This is a genomic window from Gemmatimonadaceae bacterium (assembly GCA_036496605.1).
Lineage (GTDB): Bacteria > Gemmatimonadota > Gemmatimonadetes > Gemmatimonadales > Gemmatimonadaceae > AG2.
This window is the reverse complement of the sequence record DASXKV010000040.1, coordinates 14,910-38,436: the sequence shown is the minus strand read 5'-3', so window position 1 is coordinate 38,436 and position 23,527 is coordinate 14,910. Positions and strand designations below refer to the sequence as shown.

Sequence of the window (23,527 nt, the reverse complement as noted above, 5' to 3'; positions counted from 1 at the left end):
GAATTATCATGACCTCGAGCACCATCGCGACGGAGCGCTCGGCGACGGGCGCGCGCGTCGTCCGTGCGCCGCGTGGTACGACGCTCAGCTGCAAGAGCTGGCAGCAGGAAGCGGCGCTCCGAATGTTGATGAACAATCTCGATCCCGAGGTCGCGGAACGGCCGCAGGACCTCGTCGTGTATGGGGGCACCGGCCGCGCGGCGCGAAGCTGGGAAGCGTTCGACGCGATCGTCCGCACGCTGCGTACGCTCGCCAACGACGAGACGCTGCTCGTGCAGAGCGGCAAGCCGGTCGGCGTCTTTCGCACGCACACGTGGGCGCCACGCGTCCTCATCGCGAACAGCAATCTCGTCGGGCGCTGGGCGAACTGGGATTACTTCCGTGGGCTCGAGCGGGCCGGCCTGATCATGTACGGTCAAATGACCGCCGGCTCGTGGATCTACATCGGATCGCAGGGAATACTCCAGGGCACATTCGAGACGTTCGGCGCCGTGGCACGTGAGCACTTCGATGGAAATCTCGCTGGACGCTTCGTGCTCACGGCGGGCCTTGGCGGGATGGGCGGAGCGCAGCCCCTGGCCGCGACGATGAATGGTGCGGCCCTCCTCGGCGTCGAGGTCGACGAGGCACGCATCGACAAGCGGCTCGCGACCGGCTACTGCGATCGCAAGACGCATCGGCTCGATGAAGCACTCGAGTGGATCCGTGAAGCGACGGCGGCGCGACGCGCGCTCTCGGTGGGAATCGTCGGCAACGCCGCGGAGCTCCTTCCCGAGCTCGTTAGGCGCGGCGTGACGCCCGACGTCCTCACCGATCAGACGAGCGCGCACGACACGCTCAATGGGTACGTACCTGCGGGGCTTACGCTCGCGGCCGCGGCCGAGCTGCGCCGGCGCGATCCGGCGGGATACGTCGTGCGTTCCACGGCGTCGATCAGCGAGCACGTTCGCGCGATGCTCGAGATGCAGCGCCGCGGCGCGATCGCCTTCGACTACGGGAACAACATCCGCACGGTCGCGCACGACAACGGCGTCAAAGAAGCCTTCGCGATTCCCGGCTTCGTGCCCGAGTACATTCGACCGTTGTTCTGCCAGGGAAAGGGACCGTTCCGTTGGGTGGCGCTCTCCGGCGACGAGCGTGACATCGCCCGGACCGACGAGCTGGTGCTCGAGCTCTTCCCTGACGACGCGCATCTCCGTCGCTGGATCGACCTCGCGCGCGCGAAGGTTCACTTCCAGGGATTGCCGGCGCGCATCTGCTGGTTAGGCCAGGGCGATCGCGCGCGCTTCGGCGTCGCGCTCAACGATCTCGTGGCGCGGGGCGAGTTGTCCGCGCCCATCGTCATCGGGCGCGATCATCTCGATACCGGGAGCGTGGCCTCGCCATTCCGAGAGACCGAAGCGATGAAAGACGGCAGCGACGCGATTGCCGATTGGCCGATTCTCAATGCGTTGCTCAACACGGCAAGCGGTGCGTCGTGGGTCTCGTTCCATCATGGCGGCGGAGTCGGCATCGGCAACTCGCTGCACGCGGGCCAGGTGATCGTCGCCGACGGCACGCCGGAGATGCGATTGCGGCTCGAGCGCGTGCTCACGAACGACCCGGGCATCGGCGTCGCACGCCACGCCGATGCCGGATACGACTTGGCGCGCCAGACCGCCGAGAACCAGGGCATTCGACTGCCGATGGACGAGTAGCCAGTCGTGCTCTCAGCGCGCTTCAAACCGTACCACGTTGCGCTCTTTCTCGCGAAGTACGGCTGGCTCACGCTGCGACGCCGGCCGGTGCTCGTTCATTTCGAGGTCACGCTTCGCTGCAACGCGCACTGCTCGTTCTGCGATTACTGGCGCACGGACCCGAAGACGCGCGCGTCGGAAGCGAAGAGCTTCGCCGAGGCCGCCCGATTCTTCAACCCGATGCTGGTCACCTTCACCGGTGGTGAGCCACTCCTGCGGTCGGACCTCGAGGATCTCGTCGCTGCCGTGTCACGGGCGATTCGCCTCAAGTACGTCATGCTGATCACACACGGAGCGATGCTCACTCCGGAGCGTGCCCTCTCGCTGTGGCGCGCCGGTGTCAATCAATTCAACATCTCGCTCGACTACATCGACGGGCGCCACGATCTCGCGCGCGGCATTCCGGGCCTGACGGCGAAGCTGTTCGATACGCTGCCGCGGCTGCGCGACGTTGGGATCGACAACGTGCGCTTCAATACGGTCATCCGGAACGACAATCTCGACCAGATCAAGCCGATCGTCGATCGCGCGGCGCAACTCGGCTATGGCGTGAACCTGAGCGTGTACACCGACGCCAAGAACGGCAACGGCGAGTTTCTCATCGGCGCTGGCGAGTACGCCGAGCTCGACGCGCTCGTCGCCGAACTGCTCGCGTTCAAGCGGCGGGCACGCGGCGTGATCACCAACTCCGATTACTACCTCGAGCAGATCCCTCGTTATGCACGCGGCGAGATGCACGAGCCATGTCGGTCGGGGATCCGCACGATTCACGTCGATCCCACGGGTCACGTGAAGCGCTGTCCCGATTTTCCGACGGACTTCCACTGGACCGACTTCAAACGGTATCAGCCCATCGACTGCAACGCGTGCTACTACGCCTGTCGCGGCGAAGCCCAGGCGCCCCTGCGTCTGTCGCGCGTTCGCGACGTCATGGGGCGTGGGCTGCGTGCATAGCCCGGTGCCCAACCTCATCTTCGTCAACACCGCACAGGTCGTAACGTCCGCCGGTCCGGCGCGCGCGCGCCGCGGCGGCGAGATGAGCAAGCTCGAAACAATTCCCCGCGGCGCGGTCGTCGTCGTTGGGGAGCGAGTCGAGGCGGTGGGCGCAGAGGCCGAGCTCCGCCGTCGGTTCGCAGGTGCGACGGAGATCGATTGCGCTGGCGGCGTGCTCACGCCGGGCCTGGTCGATTCGCATACGCACGCCGTCTTCGGACGCGCACGCTACGACGAGCAGGAAATGCGCGCGGCGGGCATGGACTACATGGCAATCGCCGCGCGCGGCGGTGGCATCCACTCATCGGTCCGCGACCTTCGCACGCGCGACGAGAACGATCTCGTGGCGTTGACGCGCGCGCGTCTCATGCGTCTCGCCTCGTACGGCATAACGACGGTCGAGGTGAAGTCGGGCTACGGCCTGACGCTGGACGACGAGCTCAAGACGTTGCGCGTCATCGCGCGGCTATCGCGCGAGCTCCCGCTGCGAATCGTGCCGACGTTCCTCGGCGCGCACGAGATCCCGCTCGAGCATCGCGGTTCGGCCGCGAGTCGCGAGGAGTATGTGAGTCTCCTCGTGAACGAGATGATTCCGCGAGTGGCCGAGGAGGGTCTGGCGCGCTTCGCCGACGTCTTCTGCGAGACGGGCGTGTACACGGTTCCGGAGTCTCGGCGCATTCTGGAAGCCGCGCGCAGTAACGGGTTGCTCCTGAAGCTCCACGCGGACGAATTGACCTCCTGCGGCGGAGCGGAGCTCGCCGCCGAGTTGGATGCGACGTCGGCCGATCACCTCGGTGCCGTTTCAGAGGCTGGGATACGCGCACTCGCCAGCTCTCGCACCGTCGCCACACTTCTACCGGGAACGATGCTTTTCCTCGGCAAATCGACCCGGGCACCTGCCAGACAGCTCATCGACGCGGGCGTTGCGGTTGCCCTCGCGACCGACTTCAATCCCGGCACGTCACCGACGCCGAATCTGCCGCTCATACTGACGCTGGGCGTGAGCCAGCTTCACCTGTCGGCCTCCGAAGCGCTGATCGCCGCCACGGTCAACGGCGCGGCTGCTCTCGGTTTGTCCGACTCGGTCGGGCAGTTGGCGCCTGGCTTCTCCGCGGACCTGGCGCTGTTCGAGATCGGCGACGTTCGGGAGTTGCCATACTGGTACGGCGATCGTCGCTGCCTGGGGACGTGGGTGCGAGGCAAAACTTGTCACCCAAGTCACTTACGACTAACTTAACCGCCCCAAATCCTACCTCGTCGCGGAACCACGTTCCGTCGCGGAGCCCGCCAGGACGCTGATGTCCAACGTCGCTAAGCTGAAGAAAAAGGCGGCAGATTTTGAGCTCAAGAAGGACTTCGCGAAAGCGCTCGCCGTTTACGTCGAAATTCTGGATAGCTTCGACGAATACGCGGCGGAGCTCGACGTTTCGCTCTTCAATCGCGTCGGCGATCTCATGCTCCGCCAGGGGAACGTGGCGGACGCCGTCGATTATTACGAGCGCGCTGTCGTCCGCTATGTCGACGGCGGGTTTTACAACAACGCGATCGCGCTCTGCAACAAGATCCTTCGCCATTCGCCAGGGCGCGCCTCGGTCTATTACACGCTCGGGAAAATCAGCGCCCACAAGGGCTTCACCACCGATGCGAAGCAGAACTTCCTCGAGTACGCAGACCGAATGCAGAAGGCCGGCAACCTCGACGAGGCCTTTCGATCGCTCAAGGAGTTCGCGGATCTCTGTCCGGGGCAGGATGACATCCGCCTGATGCTTGCGGACCAGCTCTCCAAGCTCGAACGCAAAGAAGAAGCAATTGAGCAGTTGCAAACGTTGTGGACGCGATTTCACGCCGAAGGAAAGGACTCCGAGGCGCAGGCCATACTGAGCCGGATCAAGGCGATCGATCCGTCCGTGGAACCGCAGGCCAAGAGCGACTCGCGCTCGCAACGCGGGGCCGACCTCGTCTTTCTCGATCTCGGCGAGCCAGCCAACCGTCCCGCACGGCAGGCACCATCCAACGTGCCACCGCGCCGTCAGCCGAAGCCTCCGCCGCCTGCCGCGGTCGCGGACCTTCCGCTCCTCGACAGTGGCGATGAGGAGTCCGAGGCACCACCGTCGCCGCCGCCCGGTAGAGGTCATGCGCCGCCGCGCCCGGCGCACCCAACGGCAAAGCCTGGCCCCGGTCCGCGACCGGGGCAACCGCAACGACCAGCCCCGGCGCCATCGATTCCGCCGGTGGCTGACGAGTCGGTCCTTGGCCTCGAGCGCACGAGTCTCGACGACAGCTCGGCCACGACGGAATCGGCGGAAATGCTGGATATCGAGCCGACAGCGTTCGAGGAGACGCCGGCTGCTCCGCCGCCGCCGCCTCCGCGACCGAAGCAGCCTTCGATCATCGAGCAGGAGGCCAGTGCCTCCCTGTTGCCCGAGGAGGAATTGCTCGAGGACCAGGGCCAGACAGCCGAACCGACGGAGCATCAGTTCGAGCAGATCGCGCCTAACAACAACACGCCGTCGTTCGATGCACCGTCGTTCGATGCGAGGACGGACGACTCGTCAGGCTTCACGATCTCTCACGATTCGTCGAGCCTCGACGTCGACGTTCCACCTGCCGAAGAGCTTGGCTCCGGCGCAGGGCTCTGGCAGCAGCAATCGCCGACGAACGATTTCGGAAGCGACTTCGGAACCGTGGAGCAGGATCCGACGCTTCTCCGATCCGACGCTATCGGTTTCGACGATTCGCTCACAACGGCAAACGGTGGCGGCGATTTCGACAACGCCACTCCGCTCATCGAGCTCGATCCATCGCTCGGCATCGAGAGCTTGCCGCCAATTCCACAGGGTCCCGCCTCGCTGCGCCAGAGTACCATTTCGGCCGAGCGATCGGTGGAAGCGCTGCACGCGATCGTCGAAGCGGACCCGGAAAACTGGACGCTGCGCCGCGAGCTCGCCGAAGCGATGCTCGAGTCGGGCGATCGCGACGGTGGAGTGCATGAGCTGGAAGCCGCGATGATGGGCGCCGAGCGTGCGAACGAGCTGGATCTCGCCTCGTCGCTCGCGGAAGAGATCGCGCGCATGGCGCCGGAGACGGTCCGCTTCCACCAGAAGCGCGTCGAGTACGCATTTCGAACGAACGACAAGCTTCGCCTCATCGAGGCCTATTTGGCCCTCGCTGGCGCGTTATTGAATGCGAAGCAAGCGGAGAAAGCGCGGGCGGTCTACCAGCGCGTGCTCGATCTCGCCCCGGACGACATTCGCGCGCAGGCGGCGCTCGAGTCGATCAAGGTCGAGCCCGAGCCGCCGCCGGTCGAAGCGCCGGCTCCCGCGCGCAAAGCGTCTCGCGCGCCCGCGTCGTCGCCCGTGCGCACCCGGAACGCCGATCCGGAGCCGACGCCGGGCGAGGCGGGCTTCGTCAACCTCGGTGAGCTGCTGCGTTCCGCAGACGCGCCGAAGAGCACGCGCATGATCGTGAACGAGGAGGAGCCAACCGGCGACGAAGAAGCCGACTTCGCCGATATGCTCAAGAAATTCAAGCAGGGGATTGCCGAGAACGTCGCGCAGGAGGATTACCAGAGTCATTACGATTTGGGTGTCGCCTTCAAGGAGATGGGTCTCGTCGACGAAGCGATTGCGGAATTTCAGAAGGCACTCAAAGCCCCGGCGGGTCGTCTGCCGACGTACGAGGCGATCGGCCAGTGCTTCATCGAGAAGCAGCAGTACGGCATCGCGGCGACGGTTCTCGCTCGCGCGCTGGGTGAGGGCGGTTACAGCGACGAAGAATTGATCGGGCTACTCTATCTTCTTGGTCGCGCGGCGCAGGCGCTGAACCGCTTCGACGAGGCGTTGGGTTATTATCAGCGAGTATTCGTGGTCGACATCGAATTCCGAGACGTGGTGAAACGAATCAACGAAGTGGAGCGTGTCGCTCGATGAGCACCGTCGCACGGGAAAGAAGGCCTGCAACGGACGCACTGCGCGCGATTCAAGCGCCCGTACGCGAGCGGCTCGATCGGGTCGTGGACGAGATGCACGCGATCGTGAGCTCGGAGCTTCCGATGATCGAGCAGGTGAGCGCGCATCTCCTGCGGATGCGCGGGAAGATGTTTCGTCCCACGCTCACGCTCTTGTCGAGCGCCGTGACCGGCGAATCCGATGCGCGTGCGCTTCGTCTCGCCGCGGTCGTCGAGCTCATGCACCTCGCAACGCTCGTGCACGACGACTCGGTCGATCATTCGGTGCTGCGGCGGGGCCTGCCGACGGTGAACTCGCTGTTCAGCCATCAAGTCTCCGTGATCATGGGAGACTTTCTCTACACGCGCGCCCATGCGGCGCTCGTCGACGTGGGCGACCTCGAATTTTTGCGAATCCTCACGACCGTCGCGAACGAGCTGACCATCGGCGAGATGCGTCAGCTCGCTGCGATCGAGGGCCTCGAGTTCTCCGAGGATGATTACTTCGCGCTCATTCGCTCGAAGACCGCGGTGCTGATTTCGGCGGCGTGCGAGACTGGCGCTCTGTGCGGTGCGGTGCGTTATCGCTCCGTGTTGTCACGCTATGGCGAGCTGCTGGGAATGGCTTTCCAGATCGCCGACGATATCCTCGACTATACCTCGGACTCTGCGGTGACGGGGAAGCCCTCGGGCCTCGATCTTCGGGAGCACAAGGTGACGTTACCGCTGATTCTTGCTCGTCCCCGGCTGTCTGGCGCGAGCAAGGCGCGAGTGGAGGAGCTGTTTGCAACGGAAGACCCCGACGATCAGCTGATCAGCGACGTCGTGGCAATTATCGCCGACGCCGGCGGGATCGAAGGCGCTCACCAGCGGGGTGAACGCTTCGCGCAGGAGGCCGAGGAGTCGTTGGCTCCCCTTCCTGATAGCCCAGTCCGGTCGGCACTGACGGATGCCATCTCTTACGTCATGGATCGGCGGTCCTAATGATTGGTCCTTCTCGTGGATCCTCGAAGCATCGTCCGGGGTTTCATGCCCTGGTACTCTGCATTGGATTCGTCGTCGGTGGTACTTTCACACAGGTCGCGCGGCGCTTTCTGCCCGCGGGCCCGGTAAAGGAGTTCCTGACGACGGGCGTGACCCCCGAGCTGGGGCCATTGCATATCGACCTTGTGGTCCTCAAGTTCGCGATAGGGCCCGTGGCCTTCGATGTTTCACTGCTGAGTCTCGTCGGCGTTTTGATCGCCTATCTGATCGCGCGATCGCTCTTCTAGGAGATTGTTATGAATTTCGGAAACTTTGGCTTCACCGAGATGCTGATGCTTCTCGTGATCGTGCTCGTGCTCTTCGGCGCGCGGCGCGTGCCGGAGATCGGTGCATCGATCGGGAAGGGCATTCGCGAGTTCAAGCGGAACATCAGCGATGTGGATCGTCAGATCCGCGAGCCGGAGCCCGAGGTGCGGTCGGAGCGCCTCACCGCCGCCGATCCTCAAGCCGCGACGCGCCGCGACGAGGAAGCCCGGCCCGAGCCGAAGAGATTGTTGAGCTAGCGTTCGGCGTCGCCGAATTCCGGGAGGGTTGAGGTCAGCAGGGCCGCTGAAACCACTGACACGGCGCTGAGACCACTGACGGGCTCCGCGTGCAAAGGCAGCTCCGCGCCCGATGATGTTTTGAATTTGTGAATGCCTCGGGAGGTTTCCAGTATCGTTGGAAGCTTCCCGAGGCATTTGAACAAGAAACCAGCTGCTACTCGCTGCGTGGAGCTGTCGTTGATGAGGCGCGAGTCAGCGGTCTCAGCGCCTTGTCAGCGGTCTCAGCGACCACCCACGGCTCGGAATTCGGCGACGCTCAAGTTACTCAACTCTCTCCTCGCCTCGTCGCTGCCAGGATCAGCTTGCGCCGGTCGTCCACCTTTGCCGACTGGCGGACGTCCTGCAAGAACATCTGCACGCGCTGCTGCTGGAGCTGCTGCATTCGAGCCTGCCGCTGCTGCGCTACCTGCTTCACCCACGCCGCGCTGTCGGCCTGCACGCGCTTGTCGACGCGGAGCACGAAGACCCCATCGGAAGTCTTCACCGGCGCGCCCACGGCCTGGACGGGCAGACCAAACGCCGTGCCGATCGCTTCGTTGAATTGGCCGATTCCCGGCACGAACGTGCCGCGCGTGAACATCGGCGATTGCTGCACCTGCAGCTTCTGCTGAGCTGCCGCCGCATCCAGGCCCGCGGTCGCCGCCGCGTCGGCCAGCTTCTGGGCCGCCGGCATCAGCCGGTCGATCTCTCGCTCACGCGCGACCTGCTGCCTAACTAGTTCTTTCACATTCTCGAACTTTGGCTCGCCACTATCGGTGATCGAGTCCAGGCGCGCGAGGTAGTAGCCGCTTTCGTCGTCGAACATCTCACTCGTTTCGCCGGCGTGCGGTCCACCGAACGCCCATGCGCTCACGCTGGGAATCGGACGACCCTCGTACGTCGCCGGCTCGTCTTCCGTCGCGACGACCTTGAACACGGGCAGCCCAAGCTTCTTCGCGGCACTGTCCAGCTTTGCGCCTTGTTCCGTCGATGCCGCGTCCTTGGTGAGCTCGTCTGCCTTACGATCGATCAGTGCCTCGTTCGAATCGCTTGGCTGAATACGGAGCAGAATATGATGGAGCGAGAGCGTGTCGCCCTTCCGCTCGTCCAGGCGAATGAGGTGATAGCCGAACTGCGTCAGCACCGGCTGCGAGATCTCGCCGGGCTTGAGCGCATACGCAGCCTGCTCGAAGGGAGCGACGAAGCGGCCCTTTCCACCCTTACCGAGATCGCCGCCTTTTGCGCCAGAGACTGAATCGGCGGACTCTCGTTTGGCAACATCTTCGAACTTGGCACCGCCGAGGATTTCGTTGCGGAGCGCGATTGCGTGATTGCGAACCGCGGCGCTATCGGCGGCAGTGACGACGCGCGGAATCTCGACGACCGACAGTACCGCTCGCCCAGGGCGCTTGAATTCGTCCGTGTGCTTGTCGAAGTACGCGTGCAGGTCGGCATCCGAGATCGACTTTGCGAGCGCGCTGTCCGGCTGCGGCCGGAACGCCACGAAGCTCACCGAGGCGCTGTCGTGCTGATCGCGCCAGATGCGCCAGAGCTCCGCGTCCGTCACGTAAAGCCCACTCGAGATCTGATCGAACAGTTTGCGTCGAGGGACCTCGCCTCGATAATACTGCTCGAGTCCCGCGAGGAGTCCTGTCTGCTTCGCGTATGAGCTCGCGAGCAACCGCTGGTACTTCTGCATGTCGAACTGCCCATCAGTCTGCAGCTCGGGTGCGGAAGTCACCCACGGTGGCGGTGCGAACTTGGCGTACTCTTTTATCTCATCATCCGTGACCACGATGCCGCGGCGTTCGTACTCCTGTTGTAGCAGAACGTCCATGACCATGCGGTCGAAGGTTGCGTTCTGAACGCGGCGAGTTTCATCCTCGGTGAGAGTGCGTCCGGAGCGCTGTTGCTCCTGTTGCACTTCGTCCTGATACGCCTTGACGTAGTCGCTCCACAGGATGTCGTGGTGGTTCACGACGGCAACGGCGGTCGTGGAATTGACGCTCGTACGACCGAGCAGTCCGGATGTCTGGGCGAAAAGGAAGCCACCGATAAATGCGAAGGCGATGATGCCCCACACCACGATGACAAAACTCGCGCTCCGCATTTGTCGCAGCACGCGGCGATACTCCTAAAAAAGGCGAGAAAAAAGGCGGGTCGAAGCTGTGAAAAGTACGAGCGGCAATGAGGTAAAATCAAGTGAGCGCGGCACTTCCTGATTGACTTGTTCACTCGGCGGAATGTATTTTCACGTTCCCGCCAGCCCCTCCTGTAGACACATCTGGCTCACGCTCAATGGCCGGCCCTTCGCGTATCGACGAGCTCCGCAAAAAATTCGACGAGAATCCTCGTCGCTATTTCGCGCCACTCGCCAACGAGTACCGCAAGAGCGGCGACTTCGAGCAGGCCATCTTCATCTGTCAGGAGTTCCTGCCGCAGCAGCCGGGCCACATGAGCGGCCACATCGTGTACGGCCAAGCCCTGTTCGAAACTGGCCGGCACGACGAAGCTCGCAGCGTATTCGAGACCGCGCTCGCGCTCGATCCCGAAAATCTCATTGCCCTCCGCCACCTTGGCGACATCGCGCGGGCGCGCGGGGACAACGAGACTGCCCGTGATTGGTACCGCCGCGTCCTCGAATCTGATCCACGCAATGAGGAAATCGTAGGAATCCTTACGTCGCTCGACACCGACGGCGGCACCGCGCCGCCCGCCGCAGCCCCACAGCAGGAAAATGCAGCAGGCGAGTCGGAGGGTGGTTCGCTCCAAGTCGAGTCTGCGATTAGTTCTGCGTCGCCCGGGACTGCAGCTCCGTCACCATCTGCGGCGCCCGCAGGACCCTCGGAAAGCAACTTCGACGACTTGGCCAAGCTGTTCACGGCCTCATCCCCGTCGGGGTTGGCGAGTGGGCCATTGCAGCTCATCCATGAGGGCGAGGATCTCCTTGGTCACCCGGACGAGCACACCAGCGCGGATGCGCAGCCGATTCGCGGTGCGGCTTCCTCGTCAGGCGCTCCGCCGTTCGCCAGGGATGAGGAGAATGCGCCATCGGGATTCCATGCTTCGTTCCTGGACGGCCTAACGAACGAAGCGCCGCCCGCCGAGCCAGCACCTGCGCCGAAGCAAGCGGCGCCGCAAGCGCCCCCTCCACCACAGCAACAGCCAGCTTCAGCGCCCGCTGCGCCGCCGAGCGATGCGAGCAGCGCCTTCGTCACTGAGACGATGGCAGAGCTGTACGTCAAGCAAGGGCATCTCGACGAGGCGCTCGAGGTCTATCGCAGGCTGCTGAAGCTGCACCCTGACGACGCCAATCTCGCCGCTCGAGCCAGCGCGCTCGAGCAAGACCGCGACGGACGCCTCCGTGGGGTGCCAGCGGTTCCGTCGCCCGCACCCGAGGTCGTCGCGGACGCAGGACCGACGATTCGCGAGTTTCTCGGCCAGATCGCCGAGTCCAGGCCGCGAGGCAGTCGTTCGCCGGACGATTTCGCGCCGGCCATCCCCAACAGCGTGCCGGAAGCGCGTTCGGCTGCGCCCGCCGCGACCGTGGGAGGATCGATTCATAACTTGTTCACCGACGCCGAACAGCGGCCGCGGGCCGATCAGGTCGGTCAAACCAACCACGATGCAACCGCTGCGTCTGCCTCGCATGATCGCGCGGCAGCAGAGCCCTCGTTGGGCGGGAGACCAGCGACGCCTGCCGCAACGGAGCTCTCCCTCGATCACGTCTTTCGTCATGCGACGCCGGCAACGGGAAGCGGCGCCCAGGCGGGCTTCTCTTTTGACCAGTTCTTTTCGCAGCAGGCGCAGCAGGACGTCACGGCCAGCGACGCGGAGCCGTCGTCTGAGGCGGGCGCTGGGCAGCCGGACGACATCCAGCAATTCAACGCATGGCTCGAGGGGTTGAAGAAGACGTGAGGATCGCCGTCATAAACGGACCGAACCTCAATCTTCTCGGGGTGCGAGAGCCGTCGGTGTACGGAACCGAGACGCTCGATGATGTCGAGCGCCAACTGCAAGCCGTGGCGCGCGAGCTTGGCGCGACGCTCGAGTTCGTGCAGCGGAACGGGGAAGGGGAGCTCATTGAATACATTCATGGGCTCCGTGGTCGCGTTGATGGCGCGCTCGTGAATGCTGGAGCGTACAGTCATTCCAGTCTCGCTATTCGGGATGCATTGACCGGCGTCGCGATGCCATTTGTCGAAGTGCACATAACGAACGTCTATGGACGCGAGCCCGAGCGCCGTCACTCGATGCTGGCGCCGGCGGCGATCGGCGTCGTGTGTGGCCTGGGCACCTACGGCTACGAGCTCGCGCTCCGCGGCCTTGCCGCGAAATTGTCGGCACGCGCGTCGACGGGAAACGTCGCGCGTGTCTGATCAACGCCCGCGGCGCCTCGCCGCTTTGCTCGAGAGCCTGACGGCCGCGCACGTCGACGCGCTGCTCGTTACCGGCCTCGCGAACGTGCGATACCTGACGGGCTTCTCCGGCTCGAGCGCGCTGTTGCTCGTGAGCCAGCGGGACACCGTGCTGATCACCGACTTCCGCTATCAGACCCAGGCGGCGGACGAGGTTGGCGATGCCGCGCGCGTGCTGATCGAGCCGCAGAGCCTGTGGACGGGACTGTGGCAGCAGCTCGCACAGCTCGCCAGTGTCCAGGTCATTGGTTTCGAGTCTGCTCATGTTCTGCATCGCGACTTTCAGCGTCTGATGGAGGCGGGAGCGCGTTGGCAATGGCGGCCGACGCTCGATCTCGTCGAGACCTTGCGCGAACGGAAGGACCCTGGCGAGGTGATGCGCATCGAGCGCGCGGCGGGTGTCGCGATCCGCGCCCTCGAACGAACCCTGGCCAAGGTCCGCGTCGGGATGAGCGAGCTTCAGGTCGCGGGCGTGCTCGAACGCGCGCTGCGCGACGAAGGAAGCGAGGGCTTTCCATTCCCATCGATCGTGGCAACCGGTGCCCGATCCGCGCTTCCGCACGCGCGCGCGTCGTCGGCAAGGATTTGCGACGGGGACATTCTGCTGCTGGATTTTGGCGCCGAAGTCGAGGGATACTGCTCCGACATCACTCGAACCGTGGTTGTCGGCCGGGCGACGGCCGAGCAGCGCGAGATCTACGATGTCGTTCGCAAAGCCAACGAGCAGGCGGCACACGATATTCGCCCCGGTATGACCGGCCGCGACGCGGACGCCATCGCGCGCGGCTACATCGAGCGGCGTGGTTTTGGCGAGTTGTTCGGGCACGGCCTCGGGCACGGCGTCGGTCTCGAGGTCCATGAAGCGCCCCGGCTCGCCCGCACCGCCGACACTGCGCTCGCGGAGGGAGCCGTGGTGACGATCGAGCCAGGAGTCTACCGCCCTGGATGGGGTGGTGTTCGCATCGAGGACGACGTCGTTTTGGACGCGTCCGGTCCACGCATTCTGACGGAATTCACGCGCGAGCTGATCGAAATCAGGGGCTGATGCTGCTCACCGGCACTCGTAACCAACATCCTTCCCAACCATCCTTGATCGACCTTCGCTATGTGAAAAAGCTCATCGAGATGATCGATGAGTCGACGGTGGACTCTATCGAGATCTCATCCGACAAAGGGATGAAGATCCGGATCTCCAAGAGTCCACAGCAGCGCGGAACGGTGCAGGTGACCAGCCAGATGCCCATGCCCGCCGCCATGCTTCCGCCGCCCGCCGCCCGGCTAACTCCGGCCGACGGACTCCCGGCTCTCGGCGAGCCCGAAACGCAGAGCAGGGCCGAAGCGTCCAAGACACAGCTACTCGAAGTGAAGTCGCCAATGGTGGGCACTTTCTACCAATCGCCGGAACCGGGCGCCAAGAACTATGTGGCCGTCGGGGACCGGGTGGCGAAGGGGCAGATCCTGTGCATCATCGAGGCGATGAAGATCATGAACGAAATCGAGTCGGAGTACGCCGGAGTGCTCCGCGAAATCGCTGTGCAGGACGCGCAGCCGGTGGAATACGGACAGGTGCTCTACAGAATCGATCCTAATGGCTAGTCCAATGCGCGCCGCTGCCGGTACCGCCGCTCCTCCAGCGGCTGGTCAATCGGCTCCTACCTCGGGCTTCAACTTCAAGTCCGTGCTGCAGGAGCTGATTCAGCGCAACGCGTCGGACTTGCACCTGAAAGTCGGCCGTCCGCCGACTCTTCGCGTCAACGGTGAGCTCGAGCCCCTCGGCCGCCCGCCGCTACGCCCAGAGGACCTGAAAGCGCTGGCCGAGCAGCTCATGACGCCGCGCCAGGTGAAGCAGTTCGCCGAAGAAAAGGAGTGCGACTTCGCGATCGGTGTTCCCGGAATCGGGCGATTCCGTGTGAACGTGTATCAGCAGCGCGGCTCGTTGTGCTATGCGATGCGCGCCATTCCGTATCAGGCACGGACCATCGCCGAGCTCAATCTGCCGCCCGTGCTGGAAGAGATCTCGATGAAGCCGCGCGGCCTCGTACTCGTCACCGGCATCACGGGATCGGGAAAGTCCACCGCTCTCGCCGGGATGATCCAGCACGTCAACGAGCACCGTCGCGCGAACATCATCACGATCGAGGACCCGATCGAATTCCTGCACCGCGACATCAACTGCCACATCAACCAGCGGGAAGTCGGAACCGACACCGCCAATTTCGGACAGGCACTCCGTCGCGTGCTTCGGCAAGATCCTGACGTCGTGCTGATCGGTGAAATTCGAGACATCGAAACACTCGATACCGCGCTCAAGGCGGCCGACACCGGTCACCTCGTGTTCTCGACGCTGCACACGACCGACGCGACGCAGACGATCAACCGCGTTCTGTCGTTCTATCCGCCGCACCAGCAGGCGGAGGTTCGCTTTTCCCTCGCGACGGCTCTCCAGGCCGTTGTCTCTCTCCGCCTCGTGCCGCGCGCGGACAAGCCGGGGCGCATCCCCGCTTGTGAGATCTTGATCAACACGGCCGCGGTCCGCGACAACATCCGCGACATGAATGCGACCCTGAATATTCCCGACCTGATCAAGGAGGGAAACGTTCAGTACGGGATGCAGAGCTTCGACCAGTCGCTGATGGGCTGGTACACGAAGGGGATCATCTCATACGAGAGCGCGGTGTTCTTCGCGAGCAGTCCCTCCGAGTTTGCGCTCCGTGTCCAGGGCGTCGCCGGAACGAGCGACAGCACGTGGGCGGGATTCGAAAGGGAAGGAAATGGGTAGATTTGGCGAGGGGCTAGAGGGCTAGGGGCTAGGGGCTAGCGGAAGGTCGGAAGAAGCGTCGATGGATGATCGCGCGAAACTCTCATAGACGCTTCGTCTCGAGATACTCCCTAGCCCCTAGCCCCTGGACTCTAGCCCATCCCACTTAGCCCCTAGCCCCTCTCGATGTTTTCAAAAGTCCTCATCGCCAATCGAGGTGAGATTGCGCTGCGCGTGATTCGTGCGTGCCGCGAGCTTGGCCTCGAGACCGTCGCCGTATACTCGGATGCAGACCGCGAGTCGCTCCACGTCCGCTTTGCGGACGACGACGTCTGCATCGGGCCACCGCCCGCAAAAGATTCCTATCTCAACATCCCACGGCTGATCGCGGCTGCGGAGATCACCGGCGCGGACGCGATTCACCCCGGGTACGGCTTTCTCGCCGAGAACGCGGAGTTCGCGGAGATCTGCGCGGCGTCGAAGATCACGTTCATCGGCCCGACGGCGGACCAGATTCGCACTATGGGCGACAAAGCCCAGGCGAGGAAGGCGATGAGCGCCGTCGGAGTGCCAATTATTCCTGGTACGCCCGGACCGGTCGACGATGTCGACGAGGCGCTCAAATTCGCGACCGAGATCGGCTTTCCCGTGATCATCAAGGCCGCGGCCGGAGGCGGCGGAAAGGGAATGCGTGTCGCCAAGGATGCAGACGACTTCGGGCGTTCGTTTTCGCTCGCGCGCTCCGAGGCGCTGAGTGCGTTTGGCAACGGCGAGGTTTACGTCGAGAAGTATCTCGCGCGTCCCCGGCACATCGAGTTTCAGATCCTCGGGGACCGCCATGGCAACGTGATGCACCTCGGTGAGCGCGACTGCTCGGTTCAGCGGCGCCACCAGAAGCTCATCGAGGAGTCGCCCAGCCCAGCTGTCGACGACGCGCTCCGCGCGACGATGGGTGCCGCGTCCGTCGCCGGCGCCAAAGCGATCGATTATGTCGGCGCGGGTACGATCGAGATGCTCCTCGATGAAGACGGATCATACTATTTCATGGAGATGAACACGCGAATTCAAGTCGAGCACCCGGTGACCGAGATGCTCTATGGCGTCGATCTCGTGAAAGAGCAGATCCGCGTCGCGGCGGGCGAGCCGCTCACTGAGAAGGAGCTGCCGACGCGGCGTGGACACGTCATCGAAGTACGTGTCAACGCGGAAGATCCGGCGAGGAATTTCCAGCCATCGCCGGGACGCATCACGACCTATCATCCCCCCGGTGGCCCTGGCGTGCGCCTCGATAGCCACGTGTACGATGGCTATACCGTGCCGCCCTACTATGACTCGCTCCTCGCGAAGCTGATTTGCCAGGGTCGCGATCGCAGCGAGGCCATCGCACGGATGATGGTTGCGCTCGAGAGCTTCATCATCGAAGGCGTGACGACGACGATTCCGTTCCTCGCTCGCGTCATGCAGAACGAGAAATTCAAGGCTGGCGACTTCGACACCAAGTTCCTGGAGCGCGAAAGCCAGTTGCTTCGGGAGCCCGCGTAGTGCGGATCGACGTTTTCTTCGGCACGGGGGGCCTAACGGCGAGCGACACCTCGGGACGCGTCGTCGTCGTCATCGACGTGTTGCGCGCGTCGACGAGCATCGCGACCGCGCTCGCCAACGGCGCACGCACGATCATCCCGCTCGAGAACACCGACGAAGTCGTGATGCGCGCCAAGGCGTTCGAGCGATCCGAGGTGAAGCTCGCGGGTGAACGTCAGATGCGTCCGATCCCCGGCTTCGATCTCGGAAATTCGCCGCGCGAATTCACTCGCGAGGCGGTCGAAGGAAAGACGGTCCTCCTGAGCACGACCAACGGAACGACGGCAATTGCTGTCGTTCAACAGGGACCGCGTGACGTCGTGATCGGATCGTACGTCAATTTCTCGGCCGTGCTGGCGATGTTGCGCACGGCACAGCGCGGAGGGACGGACATCGCCATTCTCTGCGCCGGGCGCGAGAAGCAGTTTTCGCTCGAGGACGCGGCCTGCGCGGGTCGTTACGTTCATCATGCCACACGTCGTCGATCCGAAGTCGCCCTCAACGACGCAGCCTTTGCCGCGATGCTCATCGATCGCCGGTACAGTGACAACCTCATGCGTCTCTTCTCGGCGTCAGCCCACGGCCGCGCGCTGAGTGAGGCGGGTTACGGCGAAGATCTCGCCGATTGTGCAGCGATTGACTCCTATCCGGTGATCCCGATCTACCAGGATCGCCAGATTACAAAGTTGGGTCCCGAGCGGGCGCGTTAGTCATTGGAGAGTCAAGGGTTCTGGGACGCGAATCACGCGAATGTCATGAGCAGCTTCTAACAGGTAACATAGGTGATCGAAGTGAGTAGTAGCGTCAAACGCGAGATCACCGCCATCGCCTTTCTCCTGTTCGCGTTTTTCCTTGCGGCGGCGCTTGGCGTTCTTGCGCTCGCGCAGATGCGCTTTGGCGTCGACGTGCGAGGAAACGTCGGCTGGGTGGGCTGGTGGCTTGCACGCCCGCTCGTGAAGCTGCTCGGCTGGCCCGCCGCGGCGCTCACCCCGCTCGTTCCGGCCGTGCATTCACTCAAGGTGTTCGGTCGCTTGCAATCGGAGCAGGATCGCAAGTGGATGATCTTCTTCGCGGGACTGGTCGCGATTCTGCCGATCGCTGTCGGCCTCGCGATGAATCTCCCGCTCGGTGAAGAGAGCCGAATGGCGGGCCTGTGGGGGGCGTTCTTTGCGTTCTATTTGCGAACGTGGTTCGGCGACATCGGGGCGTGGGTCGTCATCGTGCTCGCATTCAGCACACTGACGGCGACGACGCTCGCCTGGAATCCGATCCGTATGCTCATCGGGCGGCGAGCGCCCGCACCTGAACCGTTGCCGTTCGCCGAGCCGCTCGCGCCGTCCAAGCGCCGGCGGAAGAAAGAGAAAGAAGAGGAGGAAGCACTGGTGGCCGCGGGCGTCCCGCTCGAGCCATCGCCGGAAGAGCTGCCCGGGCTCGTTGGTGGCGGCGCGTCGCTCCATCTCGATAACGGGACCATCGATTCTGGTGCGGATGGCAAACGCCGCCGCAAGAAGAGCCGCGCGGAAGCGGCGGCCGAACGTGAGATCGAGATCACAGCCGCGATCGAAGCGACGGGGCCCGTCTCCACGCTCGGCGACGAACTACCGCCGAGCGACATTCTTTCGCCGCCACCGCCGCATAACGCGGACGTGGGCCGTCGCGAGCTCGACGCGATGGGCGCGAAGCTCATGGACGCACTGCGGACATTCCGGGTGGAAGGAGAGCTCGTTGGTCGCACGACGGGGCCCGTCGTCACGCAATTCGAGGTCGAGCCCGCGCCAGGCGTGAAGGTCCGGCAGATCGCGAACCTGTCCAACGATCTCGCGCTCGCGATGCGGGCGGCGTCCATCCGTATCGTCGCGCCGATTCCGGGACGCGGCGCTGTGGGTGTTGAGGTTCCGAATCCGACATCGGAAATCGTTTCCTTCCGCGAGCTCATCGAAACGCGCGACTACCAGAACGCACGCGCGGCGCTCCCGATCGCGTTAGGCAAGGATCTCGAAGGGAAGCCGGTCATCAGCGATCTCGCGAAGATGCCGCACTTGCTCATCGCTGGTGCAACTGGTTCAGGAAAGTCGGTGTGTGTGAACACAATTATCACTAGCCTCATATATCGGCACACACCTCGAACTCTTCGCTTTCTCATGGTCGACCCGAAGATGGTGGAGCTGTCCGTGTACAACACGCTGCCACATCTGCGGCACAAGGTCATCACCGACAACCATGACGCGGCGGCGGTGTTGAACTGGGCGAAGATGGAGATGAACGAGCGCTACGAGGTCCTTGCCGCCAACGGCTGCCGGAACGTTCAGGATTTCAACAAGCGAGTGCAGGACGGCGCGCAGCTCAAGCTGCCTAAGCGTGAGAACGTCGCGTTCGAGGATCTCACGTATCGTGGAGATGTCCTGCCGTACATCGTCGTCGTCATCGACGAGATGGCGGACCTGATGATGACGGTGCCGGGTGAAGTCGAGACGCCGATCGCGATGCTGGCGCAGAAGGCGCGCGCGACGGGCATCCATCTCATCCTCGCGACGCAGCGGCCGAGCGTGAACGTCATCACGGGGCTCATCAAGGCGAATTTCCCGAGTCGCATCGCCTTTCGAGTCGCGTCACAAGTCGACAGTCGCACGATCATCGACGGGGCAGGCGCAGAAGCGCTGCTTGGCAACGGCGACATGCTGTTCATTCCGCCTGGCAAGTCCGAGCCCGCACGGCTACAAGGCGCATTCCTGTCGAGCGACGACACCGAGTTTCTCATGAAGTGGTATCACGATCGCCGTGAGGCAAAACGCGCTGCGCTTGCCGCGCAGGGCGCGCTCGTCGACGACACGGCCGCCGAAGAGCCGGACATTCTCGAGGCGGTGCGGCAGCGCGAAGCAGAGGAGTCTGGGAAGGGCGACGATGAGGAAGCGGAGATCGTCGATCGGGACAAGTTGTTCCGCGAGGCTGCAGAGGTCGTGATCCAGCACCAGCAGGGCTCGACGTCGTTGCTGCAGCGACGTCTCAAGGTCGGCTATGGGCGCGCCGCGCGGATCATCGATCAGCTTCATTACGCGGGCGTGCTCGGTCCGCCGGATGGATCCAAGCCCCGCGACGTACTCGTCGGCCTGGACGATCTCGAGCGTATCTGCGGACCGCGCGGCTAATGCGCCGCCGCGTGTGTGGAACGTGACCTCGTCGCCCGACGTATCACTCTGATGCGACGGTCCCTCCTATGCGCGCTCGCACTCTCCGCGCTCGGTTTTGCGATCGAGACGGCGACTGCGCAAACGGCTGCCGTTGCCACACCGCCGCACGTAGACAGCGTTTCGCATCGACTCGTTTTCGATTCGACCCGCATACAGCCTGCTCAATTCCTGTATCAGCTGAGCCTGATGCGCGACAGTGCAAGCTCTCCAATCGGAGATCAGCGCTTTGTCGTGTCCACGCTCGACTATGCTGGAACGCCGACGCTCCTGCTCACGCGCAACGGAATGGAAGGTGTCGCGCTCACGAGTGATACACTCGTCGTGCGGCTCGACGATCTGAGGCCGCTGCACTGGGTTTCCGTGCATGGCTTGGCTAGCGTCGCGGCCGAGTTCACACCAGACAGCATTTTCGGGGCGATGACGTCGCCGTTGGGCAGGCACAACGTCGTGCTGGCGAACCGCGGAGATCTGCTCGTCAACACCATGGCGGTCGACGTGGTACTCGCGTCGCTCCCGCTGTCGGCGACGTGGCGAGACTCTGCGTCGCTGATTGTCATCGATGCCGGCGGGTCGACGCTGACGCCCGCGACGCTCTCCGTCGAGGGCGAAGAGCACGTGACGGTTCCCGCAGGAGACTTCGACTGCTGGATCGTGTCTCTCGAGGCGGAGCGCGCGTCCGAGCGGCTCTGGGTCACGAAGCAGGGACAGATCGTCGTTCGCGCCGAGCAGGTGCTCCCGGAGCTCGGAGCAACCCTCGTGCGCACCCTGGCGCAGAGCGACAGCCCGGCGCTGGTGCCGACGAGCGCGCGTCTCCCGCACTGACGCGCCAAGGGCCGGGAGCCGGGTGAACCCGCTCACTGATCTCGGCGCGCGGCTGGTGATCGGGCACCGCGGCAACGCGGCTCACGCACCCGAGAACACGATCGAATCGTTCGACCAGGCAGCCGCGTTAGGCGTCGACGCGCTCGAGTTCGACGTCCGGATCACTCGCGACGGCGTTCCCGTCGTCATTCACGATCCAACCCTGGCGCGCACCGCAGGTCGCGCCGGAGTTGTCGCCGAGATGACCACTGCCGAGCTCGAACGCGTGGACGTGGGAGCAACGTTCACCAGCGACGGCGGCTCGACGTATCCCTTTCGCGGCCGCGGCCTAACGATCGCGAGGCTGGACGACGTACTGAAGCGATTTCCAGAGCTTCCGTTGCTCATCGAGGTGAAGGTGCCTGGCGCGCTCGAGGCAGTCGAGCGAGCGCTGATCGGTGGCGACGCCATGCATCGGTCGGTCATCGCCTCGATGACCCATGACGCGGTCGCGCCATTCCGCGGACGCGCGCTTGCGACCGGCGCGTCGGGCGCCGACGTGGTGCGATTACTCTGGGAGACGCTGTGGGCCGAGGCTTCGCACCGACTGCCGTACGACGCGTTATGCATTCCGCGCTGGTACCGCGGGATTCGTCTTCCGGTAACACGGCTCGCTCGAGTCGCCCGGCGCGGCGGAGCGGTTACGCACGTCTGGACCATCGATGACCCAGGCGTCGCCAAACGCCTGTGGAGCGCGGGGATTCAAGGGATTGTCACGAATGATCCCGCAGTGATGCTCCGGGCTCGGAACGAGCTCCAGACGGACGTCGCTGATTCGCACCCAAGCGCGGGAGTTTGATACCGGAGCCGACCGGCGGCCGCCGTAGGTTGGCGGCCATGTCAGCGACCAAGCAGGCGTTCGGAGAGCTGGGCGAGCGAATCGCGGAGCGGTGGCTTCGGCGTACGGGCTGGCGGGTCATTCAGCGGCGTTTTCGTTCCGGCCACCGGGACATCGATCTCGTCGTCGAACGGGAAGGAACCATCGCCTTCGTCGAGGTGAAAGCGCGGCGCGGCGATCGGTTCGGACAGCCCATAGAAGCGGTCAACTGGCGGAAGCAGAAGGAATTAGCGAAATCCGCCCAGGTCTGGATCGACCGCCATGGTCGCGCGGAGGAGTCATACCGCTTCGACGTAATCGGTGTCCTCATGAGCGGTGAGCGCGTTCGCGTCCGTCACGTCGAAGACGCGTTCAAAGTCGCACGATCGGGTTGATTCGCTCGGGTCGTCTTCGTATTTTCTTCGGGTATCGAAGCCACGGTGTTTCCGGTACGATTCTGCTTGGCCAGAGTATCCACGATCAACGAGAGGATGTGTGCACGATGGCCGTTTCTACGATCACGGACGACAAGAAAAAAGCGCTGAATCTGGCCATTACGCAGATCGAAAAGACCTGCGGGAAGGGGTCGATCATGCGACTCGGCACCGAGACTAAGGTGCGAGTCGAGGCGATCCCGACCGGCGCTATCAACCTGGACGCGGCGATCGGCATCGGCGGCATTCCGCGGGGCCGAGTCACCGAGATCTACGGTCCCGAGTCGAGCGGCAAAACGACGCTTTCGCTTCACGTCGTTGCGAACGCACAGCGCGCGGGCGGGGTCGCCGCGTATATCGACGCCGAGCATGCGCTCGACACCGAATACGCGCGGAAACTCGGGGTGGATGTCGAGAATCTTCTCATCTCGCAGCCGGATACCGGCGAGCAGGGTCTCGAGATCGCCGACATTCTCGTTCGCTCGGGCGCGATCGACGTCGTCGTCATCGACTCGGTCGCGGCACTGGTGCCAAAAGCCGAGATTGAAGGTGACATGGGCGACGCCCACGTCGGGTTGCAAGCGCGTCTCATGAGCCAGGCGCTCCGCAAGCTCACGGGTGCGATCGCCCGGTCGAAGACGTCGGTGATTTTCATCAACCAATTGCGTGAAAAGATCGGCGTCATGTTCGGGAATCCCGAAACGACGACCGGAGGTAAGGCGCTCAAGTTCTACGCGTCGGTGCGCCTCGACATTCGCCGCATCGGTCCGGTGAAGGAGAAGGAAGACGTCATCGGTTCGCACGTGCGCGTGAAAGTCGTGAAGAACAAGGTGGCGCCGCCGTTCAAGCAGGCAGAATTCGACATCATGTACGCCGAAGGCATCAGCCACGCGAGCCTGGTGCTCGACATTGCGGCTGAAGCCGGGATCATCGAGAAGTCCGGCGCATGGTATAGCTATAAGGGTCAGAAGATTGGCCAGGGTCGTGAAAACTCGAAGATGTTCCTCAAGGACAATCCTGCGCTCATGACCGAGGTCGAGGAGCAGGTGAAGAACCTGCTCGGCATGACGCCGCGCGCTGGATTGGCAGACGGAGAGGTGCTGGACGACTGACGTCCACCATCGCACCGGCCTTTGCATCAGGGCCGGGGACACGCAGCCCTGGGATCGTCGGGACCCGGATACTCCCCTCGTGATCAGGCTGTTGGTCCCCGGCCTTTTTGCTGCG

20 protein-coding genes are annotated in these 23,527 nt (G+C 63.8%); 19 read left to right on the top strand and 1 reads right to left on the bottom strand.

From position 1 onward, the window contains the following. The first annotated feature begins 8 nt into the window (after window positions 1-8). The 7 genes from hutU to VGH98_16115 all read left to right on the top strand — a co-directional run bounded on the left by hutU (window position 9) and on the right by VGH98_16115 (window position 8,222). On the top strand, window positions 9-1,697 hold the full coding sequence (gene hutU / locus VGH98_16145) for a urocanate hydratase (protein HEY2377511.1): 1,689 nt from the start codon (window positions 9-11) through the stop codon (window positions 1,695-1,697). Between the two features lie 6 nt (window positions 1,698-1,703). Then, window positions 1,704-2,690, top strand: a complete 987-nt coding sequence (locus VGH98_16140) for a radical SAM protein (protein ID HEY2377510.1) — start codon at window positions 1,704-1,706, stop codon at window positions 2,688-2,690. 4 nt (window positions 2,691-2,694) lie between these two features. Beyond that, entirely contained in the window at window positions 2,695-3,966 is a 1,272-nt protein-coding gene (gene hutI / locus VGH98_16135) for an imidazolonepropionase (protein ID HEY2377509.1), read from the top strand. Window positions 3,967-4,027: 61 nt separating this feature from the next. Then, on the top strand, window positions 4,028-6,658 hold the full coding sequence (locus VGH98_16130) for a tetratricopeptide repeat protein (protein ID HEY2377508.1): 2,631 nt from the start codon (window positions 4,028-4,030) through the stop codon (window positions 6,656-6,658). Then, window positions 6,655-7,659 carry a polyprenyl synthetase family protein gene (locus VGH98_16125; GenBank protein HEY2377507.1) on the top strand — a complete coding sequence of 335 codons (1,005 nt, stop codon included), beginning with the start codon at window positions 6,655-6,657 and terminating at the stop codon, window positions 7,657-7,659. The genes VGH98_16130 and VGH98_16125 overlap by 4 nt, the downstream gene beginning before the upstream one ends. Next, the gene (locus VGH98_16120; GenBank protein HEY2377506.1) at window positions 7,659-7,946 is read left to right on the top strand and encodes a DUF4321 domain-containing protein; all 288 of its coding nucleotides are present in this window, start codon (window positions 7,659-7,661) and stop codon (window positions 7,944-7,946) included. The genes VGH98_16125 and VGH98_16120 overlap by 1 nt, the downstream gene beginning before the upstream one ends. A 9-nt stretch (window positions 7,947-7,955) precedes the next feature. After that, window positions 7,956-8,222, top strand: coding sequence for a twin-arginine translocase TatA/TatE family subunit (locus VGH98_16115; protein ID HEY2377505.1), 267 nt, complete (start codon window positions 7,956-7,958; stop codon window positions 8,220-8,222). Window positions 8,223-8,529: 307 nt separating this feature from the next. Here the strand turns inward: VGH98_16115 and VGH98_16110 are convergent, their stop codons facing one another. Further along, the gene (locus VGH98_16110; protein ID HEY2377504.1) at window positions 8,530-10,365 is read right to left on the bottom strand and encodes a peptidyl-prolyl cis-trans isomerase; all 1,836 of its coding nucleotides are present in this window, start codon (window positions 10,363-10,365) and stop codon (window positions 8,530-8,532) included. A 176-nt stretch (window positions 10,366-10,541) separates the two neighbouring features. Here VGH98_16110 and VGH98_16105 point away from each other — a divergent pair, with 176 nt between their 5' ends. The 12 genes from VGH98_16105 to recA all read left to right on the top strand — a co-directional run bounded on the left by VGH98_16105 (window position 10,542) and on the right by recA (window position 23,412). Continuing rightward, window positions 10,542-12,161, top strand: a complete 1,620-nt coding sequence (locus VGH98_16105; protein ID HEY2377503.1) for a tetratricopeptide repeat protein — start codon at window positions 10,542-10,544, stop codon at window positions 12,159-12,161. After that, window positions 12,158-12,622 (top strand): type II 3-dehydroquinate dehydratase, encoded by a 465-nt coding sequence (aroQ, locus tag VGH98_16100; protein HEY2377502.1) that lies wholly within the window; start codon window positions 12,158-12,160, stop codon window positions 12,620-12,622. Before VGH98_16105 ends, aroQ begins: the two co-directional genes overlap by 4 nt. Further along, window positions 12,615-13,706, top strand: a complete 1,092-nt coding sequence (locus tag VGH98_16095) for a Xaa-Pro peptidase family protein (protein HEY2377501.1) — start codon at window positions 12,615-12,617, stop codon at window positions 13,704-13,706. Before aroQ ends, VGH98_16095 begins: the two co-directional genes overlap by 8 nt. Window positions 13,707-13,750: 44 nt before the next feature. Beyond that, window positions 13,751-14,257: an acetyl-CoA carboxylase biotin carboxyl carrier protein gene (gene accB / locus VGH98_16090; protein ID HEY2377500.1), complete on the top strand. Its 507-nt coding sequence runs from the start codon at window positions 13,751-13,753 to the stop codon at window positions 14,255-14,257. 4 nt (window positions 14,258-14,261) lie between these two features. Then, entirely contained in the window at window positions 14,262-15,440 is a 1,179-nt protein-coding gene (locus VGH98_16085; GenBank protein HEY2377499.1) for a type IV pilus twitching motility protein PilT, read from the top strand. 165 nt (window positions 15,441-15,605) lie between these two features. Next, on the top strand, window positions 15,606-16,961 hold the full coding sequence (accC, locus tag VGH98_16080; protein ID HEY2377498.1) for an acetyl-CoA carboxylase biotin carboxylase subunit: 1,356 nt from the start codon (window positions 15,606-15,608) through the stop codon (window positions 16,959-16,961). After that, window positions 16,961-17,710 carry a 2-phosphosulfolactate phosphatase gene (locus VGH98_16075; protein ID HEY2377497.1) on the top strand — a complete coding sequence of 250 codons (750 nt, stop codon included), beginning with the start codon at window positions 16,961-16,963 and terminating at the stop codon, window positions 17,708-17,710. The genes accC and VGH98_16075 overlap by 1 nt, the downstream gene beginning before the upstream one ends. A 72-nt stretch (window positions 17,711-17,782) precedes the next feature. Then, a complete protein-coding gene (locus tag VGH98_16070; GenBank protein HEY2377496.1) occupies window positions 17,783-20,146 on the top strand; it encodes a DNA translocase FtsK 4TM domain-containing protein in 2,364 nt (787 codons plus the stop codon). Between the two features lie 51 nt (window positions 20,147-20,197). After that, a complete protein-coding gene (locus tag VGH98_16065) occupies window positions 20,198-21,010 on the top strand; it encodes a hypothetical protein (protein ID HEY2377495.1) in 813 nt (270 codons plus the stop codon). A 22-nt stretch (window positions 21,011-21,032) separates the two neighbouring features. Beyond that, on the top strand, window positions 21,033-21,848 hold the full coding sequence (locus VGH98_16060; GenBank protein HEY2377494.1) for a glycerophosphodiester phosphodiesterase family protein: 816 nt from the start codon (window positions 21,033-21,035) through the stop codon (window positions 21,846-21,848). Between the two features lie 38 nt (window positions 21,849-21,886). Continuing rightward, window positions 21,887-22,261 carry a YraN family protein gene (locus VGH98_16055; GenBank protein HEY2377493.1) on the top strand — a complete coding sequence of 125 codons (375 nt, stop codon included), beginning with the start codon at window positions 21,887-21,889 and terminating at the stop codon, window positions 22,259-22,261. 107 nt (window positions 22,262-22,368) lie between these two features. Then, window positions 22,369-23,412: a recombinase RecA gene (recA, locus tag VGH98_16050; protein HEY2377492.1), complete on the top strand. Its 1,044-nt coding sequence runs from the start codon at window positions 22,369-22,371 to the stop codon at window positions 23,410-23,412. The last annotated feature ends 115 nt before the right edge of the window (window positions 23,413-23,527 follow it).